Annotated in this window: 10 protein-coding genes; 1 reads left to right on the top strand and 9 read right to left on the bottom strand. The window is 71.3% G+C overall.

Going from position 1 to position 10378, the window contains the following annotated elements:
• Nucleotides 1-105: 105 nt before the first annotated feature.
• The 8 genes from ACWGKQ_RS45105 to infC form a co-directional block, all read right to left on the bottom strand.
• A complete protein-coding gene (locus ACWGKQ_RS45105) occupies nucleotides 106-1200 on the bottom strand; it encodes a PP2C family protein-serine/threonine phosphatase (RefSeq protein ID WP_453297888.1) in 1095 nt (364 codons plus the stop codon).
• Between the two features lie 254 nt (nucleotides 1201-1454).
• The gene (gene pheT / locus ACWGKQ_RS45110) at nucleotides 1455-3968 is read right to left on the bottom strand and encodes a phenylalanine--tRNA ligase subunit beta (protein ID WP_453297889.1); all 2514 of its coding nucleotides are present in this window, start codon (nucleotides 3966-3968) and stop codon (nucleotides 1455-1457) included.
• Complete coding sequence (gene pheS, locus ACWGKQ_RS45115) at nucleotides 3968-5089, bottom strand: phenylalanine--tRNA ligase subunit alpha (RefSeq protein WP_453297890.1); 1122 nt, start codon at nucleotides 5087-5089, stop codon at nucleotides 3968-3970. The genes pheT and pheS overlap by 1 nt, the downstream gene beginning before the upstream one ends.
• Nucleotides 5090-5214: 125 nt before the next feature.
• Nucleotides 5215-6351, bottom strand: a complete 1137-nt coding sequence (locus ACWGKQ_RS45120; protein WP_453297891.1) for an ATP-binding protein — start codon at nucleotides 6349-6351, stop codon at nucleotides 5215-5217.
• Nucleotides 6352-6405: 54 nt separating this feature from the next.
• The gene (locus ACWGKQ_RS45125) at nucleotides 6406-7260 is read right to left on the bottom strand and encodes a TrmH family RNA methyltransferase (protein ID WP_453297896.1); all 855 of its coding nucleotides are present in this window, start codon (nucleotides 7258-7260) and stop codon (nucleotides 6406-6408) included.
• A 273-nt stretch (nucleotides 7261-7533) separates the two neighbouring features.
• Nucleotides 7534-7917: a 50S ribosomal protein L20 gene (rplT, locus tag ACWGKQ_RS45130; protein WP_020938960.1), complete on the bottom strand. Its 384-nt coding sequence runs from the start codon at nucleotides 7915-7917 to the stop codon at nucleotides 7534-7536.
• 100 nt (nucleotides 7918-8017) lie between these two features.
• The gene (rpmI, locus tag ACWGKQ_RS45135) at nucleotides 8018-8212 is read right to left on the bottom strand and encodes a 50S ribosomal protein L35 (protein ID WP_189264757.1); all 195 of its coding nucleotides are present in this window, start codon (nucleotides 8210-8212) and stop codon (nucleotides 8018-8020) included.
• Nucleotides 8213-8345: 133 nt separating this feature from the next.
• On the bottom strand, nucleotides 8346-9026 hold the full coding sequence (gene infC, locus ACWGKQ_RS45140) for a translation initiation factor IF-3 (RefSeq protein ID WP_453297897.1): 681 nt from the start codon (nucleotides 9024-9026) through the stop codon (nucleotides 8346-8348).
• Nucleotides 9027-9427: 401 nt separating this feature from the next.
• Here infC and ACWGKQ_RS45145 point away from each other — a divergent pair, with 401 nt between their 5' ends.
• Nucleotides 9428-9802, top strand: a complete 375-nt coding sequence (locus tag ACWGKQ_RS45145; RefSeq protein WP_453297892.1) for a DUF1844 domain-containing protein — start codon at nucleotides 9428-9430, stop codon at nucleotides 9800-9802.
• 15 nt (nucleotides 9803-9817) lie between these two features.
• Here the strand turns inward: ACWGKQ_RS45145 and ACWGKQ_RS45150 are convergent.
• Nucleotides 9818-10378 (bottom strand): SseB family protein (locus ACWGKQ_RS45150; RefSeq protein WP_453297893.1); only part of this gene is annotated, 561 nt, incomplete at its 5' end.

Raw genomic sequence — 10378 nt, forward strand, 5'->3', positions numbered from 1 at the left:
GGTTGACTTAACTGCCTCGCAAGAGGCCGGCCGGGCCGCCGGCTCCCCCTCGTACAGTGCGGTGGCCTGGCTGTCGGCTTGGCCGACGACCAAAAGAGGGGGCCGTTAGAGGTAGTTCGTCGGCTGCCGGTGCGTTGTGGTTGCTCGCGCCCCCAGGAAGGGGCGTTGGTGCTGGCGTTCGTTGCGAAGCACCAGGAGGGCGATGTCGTCGGTCGGGCGGCCCGCTGTGTGGTGGAGCAGGGCGGTGAAGACCGTGCGGAGGATGGTCTGGGGGGAGACGGGACGGCTTCGCACCGCGTCCGCCAGGGCTTCCGGCAGGGAGAAGAAGCGGCCTCGGGCGTCTCGGGCGTCTTCGGCACCGTCCGTGTACAGGACCAGGGACTCGTCGGCGAGCAGATGGCCACAGGGCGTGGCAGTCAGGTCCGACGGCAGCGGGAACGGTCCGAGCGGCGGCAGCGGTTCTGCCCGCGACAGCACCTCGACCCTGGACCCACTGATCAGGTACGGCCATGGATGGCCGCAGTTGAGGGCTCTGAGCTCACCGTCTCCGGCGATCTCCAGGAGCAGCAGTGTCACGAACTCCTCGGCGACCGGGCCGTCCGGGTCCTGGCCGCTGGACGGGTGTTCCGCCCTGGCTCGTTCTCGCAGGTGCCTGGCGAGGGCGCGGTCCAGGCGGCCGAGGACGCGGCCCAGTTCGGGTTCGTCGTGGGCGGCCTCGCGGAAGCTGCCGAGGACGGCTGCGACGGTACCGATCGCCGACAGCCCGTGCCCGCGTACGTCGCCCATCACGACCCGTACGCCGTGCTCGGTGGCGACGGCCTCGTAGAGATCGCCGCCGATGCTGGCGCCCCGGTCGGCGGAGAGCTGGGCGGCGGCGACGTGCAGCCCGGCGAGCCGGGGCGGCGGCGGCCGCAGCAGCACGCTCTGCGCGGCGCCGGCGACCATGCGGGCCTGCCGCAACTCCCGGAGCAGGGCCCGGCGGACATGGATCATCAGCCCGGTGCCGACCGCGAAGAACACGGCGCTGGTGACGATCCGCGCGCCGAGCCCGTTCTGCTCGGCCAGCGGGCAGCCGAATCTGTAGCCGACCGCGACGGCGCCCCACACCGTGGGCAGCCCCAGGGCGAGGGCACGGCGCGTTGGCCGTGAGTTCGTCCGGGGCCGCCTGCTGCGGGGAACCCCAGCCTTGATGCGGATCATGCCTATGGCCCCCATATAGGCCCTGACAGAACAGACGGACCGACCCCTAGAGGCCGGTCCGATTCTGTCGACGGGATGCCCCGATAGGGCCATGTCCGGGTTGGATCTCACCCAAATGAGTGATCCATCTCAAGACACCCGCGGTCAGGCGCCCCGAAAGGGGCGCGGGGCGATGACATCAGCGGCTCCGCCGCGCGGGCGCGACCAGCCAGGACGAAACCCGCACCCGGCCGAAACGCGCAGCCCCACGACGCCTAGCCGCGCAGCACCGCTCCCGTACGCTCCCCGGCAAGGGCGACAGCCGCGTCGCGGGCAGCCGACGCCTCTTCGACGGTCAACGTCCGATCACCGGCCCGGAACCGCAAGGCATACGCCAGCGACTTCTTGTCCTCGCCGAGCTGCGCGGCATTCTCGTACACGTCGAACAGCCGGATGGCCTCGAGGAGTTCACCGGCCCCCGCACGCAGCGCCGCCTCGACCTCCGCCGCCGGCACCGGCTTGTCCACCACGAGGGCGACATCCTGGGTGGCCACCGGGAACGTCGAGATGCTCGGCGCCTGCGGGGTGCCGTCGCCGACCTGTTCAAGGGCGTCCAGGTTCAGCTCCATCGCGCTCGTGCGCGCCGGCAGCCCCAGCGCCTTGACGACGCGCGGGTGGAGCTCACCGGCGTGGCCCACGACCTGCTCGGTGCCGTCGGCGACGACCACCAGCTCGGCGCACCGGCCGGGGTGCCACGGCCCGTACTGGCCGGACCGGACGATCAGTTCGGCGCCCGCCTCGGCGGCGACGGCCCGCGCGGCCTGGACCGCGTCGGCCCAGTCGGCCGGACGGTCCTTGCCCCACCAGCCGGCCTGCTCGCGGGCGCCCGCGAGGACGACGGCGACGTGGCGCGGCTGCTCGGGCAGCACGGCGTCGAGCGCGGCGAGTTCCGCGTCGGTCGGACGGCGGTCGACCGGCAGGTGACCGGCGACGCCCTGCTCCGCACGCGGGAGGAAGACCAGGCCGGTCTCGAACAGCGCCAGGTCGTGCGTGCCCCGCCCGTCGTTGCGGCGCAGCGCGCCGAGCAGGCCCGGCAGCAGCGAGGTGCGGAGCGCGGGCTCCTCGTCGTTGAGCGGGTTGGTCAGCCTGACGACGCGGCGGGCCGGGTCGTCGGCGGCCAGACCGAGCTGGTCGAAGACCTGCTCGCCGACGAACGGGTAGTTCGGCGCCTCCACGTAACCGGCCCCGGCCAGCGCGCGGCCGACGCGGCGGTGCAGGCGCTGGCGGTGGGTGAGGCCACGGCCGGACGGCGGCTTGGGCAGCGTGGAGGGCAGGTTCTCGTAGCCCTCCAGGCGGATGACCTCTTCGGCCAGGTCGTTCTGTTCGAGGAGGTCGGGCCGCCAGGACGGGACGGTGACGAGCAGCTCGTCCTGCCCGTAGACGTCGCAGCCGACCTCCTGGAGGCGGCGGACGACGGTCTCCCGGCCGTACTCGACACCCGCGACCCGGTCGGGGTGGTTCGCCGCGACGGTGATGGTGTGCGGCGCGGACGGCGCGATGACCTCGGTGACACCGGCCTCGGCGGTGCCGCCGGCGAGCAGCACCAGCAGGTCGACCGTGCGCTGCGCGGCGGCGGCCGCGGCCTGCGGGTCGACGCCGCGCTCGAAGCGGCGGGAGGCCTCGGAGGACAGCTTGTGCCGGCGGGCGGTGCGCGCGATGGCGACGGCGTCGAAGTGCGCCGCCTCGATCACCACGTCGGTCGTGGAGTTCTCCACGTCGTCGTGGTCGGCGATCTCGGTGTTGGCGCCGCCCATGACGCCCGCGAGGCCGATCGGGCCGCGGTCGTCGGTGATGACCAGGTCCTCGGCGTGCAGCTTCCGCTCGGTGCCGTCGAGGGTGACGATCTTCTCGCCCTCGGCGGCGCGGCGGACGCCGATGGTGCCCTGGACCAGGGAGCGGTCGTAGGCGTGCAGGGGCTGGCCGAGCTCCATCATCACGTAGTTGGTGACGTCGACGGCGAGCGAGATCGGGCGCATGCCGACCTTCTGCAGGCGGCGCTGCAGCCAGATCGGGGAGCGGGCCTCGGGGCTCAGCCCGGTGACGGTGCGCGCCGTGAAGCGGTCGCAGCCGAGCGGGTCGGAGACCTGGACCGGGTAGCCGAAGGCGTTCGGGCCGGGCACGTCGAGGAGGGCCGGGTCGCGCAGCGGCAGGCCGTAGGCGATGGCGGTCTCGCGGGCCACGCCGCGGATGGACAGGCAGTCGCCGCGGTTGGCGGTGACGGCGATGTCCAGGACCTCGTCGACCAGTTCGAGCAGCTCGATGGCGTCCTTGCCGACCTCGGTCTCCGGCGGCAGCACGATGATGCCGTGGGTGCCGTCGTCGCCCATGCCCAGCTCCCCGCTGGAGCAGATCATGCCGTGGGAGGTCTTGCCGTACGTCTTGCGTGCGGCGATGGCGAAGTCGCCGGGCAGCACCGCGCCCGGGAGCACGACCACGACCTTGTCGCCGACGGCGAAGTTGCGGGCGCCGCAGACGATCTCCTGGGGCTCACCGGTGCCGTTGGCGGTGCCGACGTCGACCGTGCAGAAGCGGATCGGCTTCTTGAAGCCCTCCAGCTCCTCGATGGTCAGCACCCGGCCGACGACCAGGGGGCCCTTGAGGCCGTCGCCGAGCTGCTCGACGGTCTCCACCTCGAGGCCTGCCGAAATGAGCTTGGCCTGGACGTCACGCCCGGTCTGAGTCGCCGGCAGGTCGACGTACTCCCGCAGCCAAGAAAGCGGGACCCGCATCAGATCTCCATCCCGAACGGCCGGGTGAACCGGACGTCACCCTCGACCATGTCTCGCATGTCCTCGACGTTGTGGCGGAACATCAGCATCCGCTCGATGCCGAACCCGAAGGCGAAGCCGCTGTACTTCTCCGGGTCCACGCCGCAGGCGGTGAGCACCCGCGGGTTGACCATGCCGCAGCCGCCCAGCTCGATCCAGCCCTCGGAGGAGCAGGTACGGCAGGGCCGGTCGGGGTTGCCGACGGACTCGCCCTTGCAGACGTAGCACAGCATGTCCATCTCGGCGCTGGGCTCGGTGAAGGGGAAGAAGTTCGGCCGCAGCCGGGTCTTCATGCCCTCGCCGAACAGCGACTGGACCATGTGGTCCAGGGTGCCCTTGAGGTCGGACATGGTCAGGCCCTCGTCGACGGCGAGCAGCTCGACCTGGTGGAAGACCGGGGTGTGGGTGGCGTCCAGCTCGTCGGTGCGGTACACGCGGCCGGGGCAGATCACGTAGACCGGCAGCTCGCGGTCGAGCAGGGAGCGGATCTGGACCGGGGAGGTGTGGGTGCGCAGCACCACACCGGACTCGGTACCGCCCTCGGGGCCCTGCACGAAGAAGGTGTCCGCCTCGCCGCGGGCCGGGTGGTCCGGGCCGATGTTGAGGGCGTCGAAGTTGAACCACTCGGCCTCGACCTGCGGACCCTCGGCGACCCCGTAGCCCATGGCCACGAAGATGTCCTCGATGCGGTCGGACAGGGTGGTCAGCGGGTGGCGGGCACCGGCCGGGACCCGGTCGTAGGGCAGTGTGACGTCCACCGCCTCCTCGACCAGCACCCGGGCGTCACGCTCGGCCTCCAGCTCCTCCTGGCGGCCCGCGAGGGCCTTGTTCACGGCGCCGCGGGCCTGGCCGACCAGCTTTCCGGCGGCGGCCTTGGCGTGCGGGGGCAGGGCGCCGATCTCGCGGTTGGCGAGGGCCAGCGGGGAGGTGCCGCCGGTGTGGGCGACCTTGGCCTCCTGGAGCGCGTCGAGGGAGTCCGCGGCGGCGAAGGCGGCGAGCGCCTCGTCCCGCATGCGCTCGATCTCTTCCGGTTTCAACGCCTCGACCTCGACAGGGTCGTACGACTTATTCGGTGCCGACATCTCTTCCCGTGCTTCCGATTGGCTGGCGGATGGTCCCCGAGACCGTTGATGGGCCGTGAGAAGGACACAAAGGTGCCAAAGGCCGAGTCTAACGGGGTGGAGGTATACGAAGAGCCCGTGGGCCGTCAGGCGAGATACGCCGGCGTGCTCACGGGCAACGTAAATCGGAACTCGGCGCCGCCGCCGGGGGCGCGTCCGACGGTGATGGTGCCGCCGTGGGCCTCGACGATGCCCTTGACGATGTACAGCCCGAGGCCGGTGCCGCCGCGCTTGCTGCCCCGCCAGAAGCGGGTGAAGACGCGGTTCATGGACTCCTCCGGGATGCCCGGCCCCTCGTCGCTCACCGTGACCGACGTGCCGGTGTCCTCACCTTCGCGCGGGGACGCCGTGGCCGTGATGTCAATGGTGACGGTTCCCTCGCCGTGCCGCACCGCATTTTCGATGAGGTTGCTGAGGACCTGGTCGACCTTGTCGGGGTCGGCCCAGAGCGCGGGCAGCGGCTGCTCGACACGGAGCAGGAACCGGTCGGCGGCCTGCCCGGCGGCGACGTACGCCTGGATGTGCCGTCCGACGGCCGCGCCTATGTCGACGGGCTGCCGGCGCACCTCGAGGCGTCCGCTGTCGATCCGCGAGATGTCCAGCAGCTCGGCGATGAGCCGGGTGACCCGGTCGGCGTCCGCGTCGACCGTCTCCAGCATCAGCCGTTTCTGGTCGTCGGTGAACCGTTCCCATTTGGCGAGCAGGGTCGCCGTGAACCCCTTGACGGAGGTCAGCGGTGACCGCAGCTCGTGCGCGACGGTGGCTATCAGCTCGGCGTGACTGCGTTCGGTACGGCGCCGGGCCTCGGTGTCCCGCAGCGACACGACGACCCGGCGCACCGGCCCGGTCGGCTCGGCGCGCACATAGCGGGCCGACACCAGCACTTCCCGTCCGCCGGGCAGCAGGAGGTTCCGCTCGGGCTGGCCGACCCGGATGGCGAGGCCGCCGTAGGGGTCGGTGAGCTGCCACCAGCGCCGGCCCTCCAGGTCCTCTAACGGCAGGGCCTTCTCCAGGCGCCGGCCGAGGGCGTCGGCGGGGGCGGTGGCGGTGATGCGGGCGGCGGCGGCGTTGAAGCAGACGACGAGACCGTGTTCGTCGGCGACCACCAGGCCGTCGGGCAGTTCGTCGGGGTCGATGCCGAGCCCGGTGAGGTCGCCGTGCCGGGGCGCGGGCACGCGTCCGGTACCGCGGCCCCCCGGCGCGTTGCTGGTGCCGACACTCATACCCCGTACTCCACCTCTCAGACGGCGCAGCAGGCCCCCGAGCTGGTCACCCTACTAGCTCAGGGTGACGGAACGGCACCCTCCGGAGGCGCGCTGTGCACGGGCCGATGCGTAGAGACATACGGCGGCGGCGGTGGCGAGGTTCAGGCTCTCGGCCTTCCCGTGGATCGGGACGCGCACGACGGCGTCCGTCAGCGCGCGGGTCTCCTCCGGGAGCCCCCAGGCCTCGTTGCCGAACACCCACGCCGTGGGGCCGCCCATGGTGCCCTTGTCGAGCTCGTCGTCGAGGTCGTCGGTCCCGGCCCCGTCGGCGGCGAGGATCCGCACGCCGACGCCCTTCAGCCCGGCCACGGCCTGCTCGACGGGCACGCCGACGGCGACGGGCAGGTGGAAGTGGGAGCCGACGGAGGCCCGGACCGCCTTCGGGTTGTACAGGTCCACGGACGCGTCGGTCAGTACGACGGCCTCCGCACCGGCGGCGTCGGCGCACCGCAGCACGGTTCCGGCGTTGCCGGGGTCGCGGACGTTGGCGAGCACGGCGACCAGCCGGGGGCGGGCGGCGAGGATCTCCTCGAAGGGGGTGTCGAGGAACCGGCAGACCCCGACGAGCCCCTGCGGTGTCACGGTCGTGGAGATGTCGGCGATGACCTCCTCGGAGGCGAGGTGGATCCGGGCGCCGGCGGTCCTGGCCTCCCCCACGATGTCGGCGTACCGCTCCGCGGCCTCCACGGTGGCGAACAGCTCGACGAGCGTGGGCACGTCACCGACCCGATGCCCGGCCGCCTCCCGCACGGCCTGCGGCCCCTCGGCGAGAAACAGCCGCTCCTTCCCCCGGAAGTTCCGCCGCCCAAGCCGCCGGGCAGCGGCGACACGGGCGGAACGGGGGGAGATCAGCTCGGGGGTGGGCATCTTGTCGTTCACCTTCGGAGACATCGGTAACTTTCCTACCGCCGGGCCGACGGTTTCACTTGCCCGCGTTTGCGGGGTGCCGCTGCGCCCACCCGTGCCGCCCCAGCGGCACGACTGCCCGCAGCTATGCGCCCTGAAGGGGCGCGGGGAACTGCGCGACAAGCCCCCACCGGCCCGCGGCCGAAACACGGCAGGGCGCGGCAGCAACAGCAGGACCCGCAAGCCATGAAGCCTGCGGGTCCTTCAGTCACGTCGGCTAAAGCCAGCGCAGCGTCACGCCGCCTTGGGGGCGTTCACGTCCGACGGCAGCGCCTTCTGCGCCACCTCGACGAGCGCGGCGAACGCGTTGGCGTCGTTGACGGCCAGCTCCGCCAGGATCTTGCGGTCGACCTCGACGTTCGCGGCCTTCAGACCCTGGATGAAGCGGTTGTAGGTGATGCCGTTCGCGCGGGCAGCGGCGTTGATGCGCTGGATCCACAGCTGACGGAAGTCGCCCTTGCGCTTCTTGCGGTCGTTGTAGTTGTAGACCAGCGAGTGGGTGACCTGCTCCTTGGCCTTGCGGTACAGGCGCGAACGCTGACCGCGGTAGCCGGAGGCCGCCTCGAGGATCGCCCGGCGCTTCTTGTGGGCGTTGACTGCCCGCTTGACGCGTGCCACTTGTTAACTCCTTGTAGCGGGGCCGCGGTTGGACTCACGCGGCCCGGAAACGACTGGGTCCCGGTACTGCTGACTCAGGGCGCCGGCAGGCGCCCGCGGGTCACTTGCCGAGAAGCTTCTTGATCTTCGCGGTGTCGCCCGGGGCCATCTCGGCGTTGCCGGTGAGGCGGCGCGTCACGCGGGACGACTTGTGCTCGAGCAGGTGGCGCTTGCCGGCACGCTCACGCAGGACCTTGCCGGAACCGGTGATCTTGAAGCGCTTGCTGGCACCGCTGTGCGTCTTGTTCTTCGGCATAGCGCCGTTATCTCCTCGTCGGTGGCGCTCCGGTGCCCGGTCGCGAAACCGGGCACGGCGGAACGTCGCTCTTGTATCGGATACATCCTGGGACTTGCGCCCCCGATGCTGACCTGGGGCGTTGACCCCGGGATCACGCCTCGGCGTGCTCCTCAGCGGGCACCTCGACCTCGGCAGCCTCAGCCTCGACCTCGGCAGCCTCAGCCTCAGCCTCGGCAGGGTTCTGCGAACGACCGGGGTTGGCCTTCGCTTCCGCCTTGCGGGCTTCCTGCGCCTGCCGGGCCTCGGCCATGGCCTCGGTCTTCTTCTTGTGCGGACCGAGAACCATGATCATGTTCCGGCCGTCCTGCTTCGGGTTCGACTCCACGAAACCGAGGTCCTGGACGTCCTCCGCGAGACGCTGCAGCAGTCGGTAGCCCAGCTCGGGCCGGGACTGCTCGCGACCACGGAACATGATCGTGATCTTGACCTTGTCGCCCTGCTTGAGGAACCGGACGACGTGACCCTTCTTGGTGTCATAGTCGTGCGGGTCGATCTTCGGCCGGAGCTTCATCTCCTTGATGACCGTGTGCGCCTGGTTCTTGCGCGCCTCACGGGCCTTCATGGCCGACTCGTACTTGAACTTCCCGTAGTCCATGAGCTTGCACACGGGCGGACGGGCGTTCGCCGCGACCTCGACCAGGTCCAGGTCGTACTCCTGCGCAAGCTCCAGGGCCTTAGCGAGCGGGACAATGCCCACCTGCTCGCCACTGGGACCGACAAGTCGCACCTCGGGAACGCGAATCCGGTCGTTGATGCGGGGCTCGGCGCTGATGGATCCTCCTCGGTAGCACCACGCGACGGCCTGGCGGGCAGCCGCGTAACGTCTGTTTTCGTAAGACCTAACCGCGCCGAAGCACAAAAAATGCCCCGGACGATCACAGGCGGGGCTCCTCGAACTACCGGAGCACCGCCGCGAGGATCGCGGGGCGCACTATCGGACGGAACGCCGTCGCCATAGCGGCGAAGCGAACCGTCTGACCGGTGACCCGCCGCCCGAGAGAGCGGTCAGGTGGGAGTTCGAAGCCTCCACTTGTGGGCCGGTTCGGTTAGCCGTGAGGCACACCTGTCCAGCCGGTCGTGACACCACGCTAGCAGCTAAGTCGAGGTAGGGCTAATTGAGACGACCTGGGGCTAAGTAAGAGCCTCCGCCCCGCTGCGCCTATCGTGTGGGGCATGAGTGAGACGCCCCTTCCGGGCCCCGGTGACACCGGGCAGCCCGACTTCGACGAGATGACCCGCGACATCGCCGAGGTCCCCGCGGTCGAGGTGATCGTGACGGTCGCCGTCAACCTGATGAGCGCCGCGGCCGTGAAGCTCGGTCTGACCGAGGAGGGCGACAAGTACAAGGACCTGGACGAGGCTCGCAAGCTGGTCACCGCCCTCGCCGGGCTGCTCGACGCCTCCGCGACCGAGATCAGTTCCTTCCACGCGGCCCCGCTGCGGGACGGCCTGAAGTCGCTCCAGCTGGCCTTCCGCGAGGCCTCGATCGTCCCCGACGAGCCCGGCCAGGGCCCCGGCGAGAAGTACACCGGCCCGGTCTACGGCTAGCCGCCGCCCGGTCTCTCAGTCTCTTACGTACAAGGGCTCGCCCGGCGGCGTGGTCCCGGCCGGCAGCAGTGCCAGGTCGAGGCCCCGCACCAGGCGGGCCCTCAGTGTTCCGTCGGCCGCGAGCCGCTCCGCGACGGCGCGGGCGGCCTCGGCGGGCGGCGCGGCGGCCGGGTCGAGGACCAGTGCCAGCGTCCCGTCGGCCGGTCCCGGCCCGAGGTGGGCGCGGAGCACGGCCGGTTCGGCGGCCACCGCGGCCCGGACGGCCCCGACCACGGCCGGGTCGGCGAGCGGGTCGGCGGTCGTACGCCCCTCGGCGAGGGCGAGCAGCGCGGTGCCGGTCAGCTCGAACGGCACCGGCCCGGACAGGTCGAGGACCACCGTGTCGGCCTTCTCGTGCGCGGCGGCCTGGAGCGCCTGGTGCAGGGGTACGGCGACGGGCCGGGCCGTCGGGTCCCAGCGGGCCAGCGAGGCGGTGGACGTGAAGGCCGGCAGCGCGGTGCGGTGGCCCGCCTTGAGGGTGGGGACGGCCATGTCGCTGGTCTTCTCGTGGCGCAGCCCGTTCTCGTCCTCCTCCGC

It is taken from the genome of Streptomyces sp. NPDC054770 (assembly GCF_053611985.1).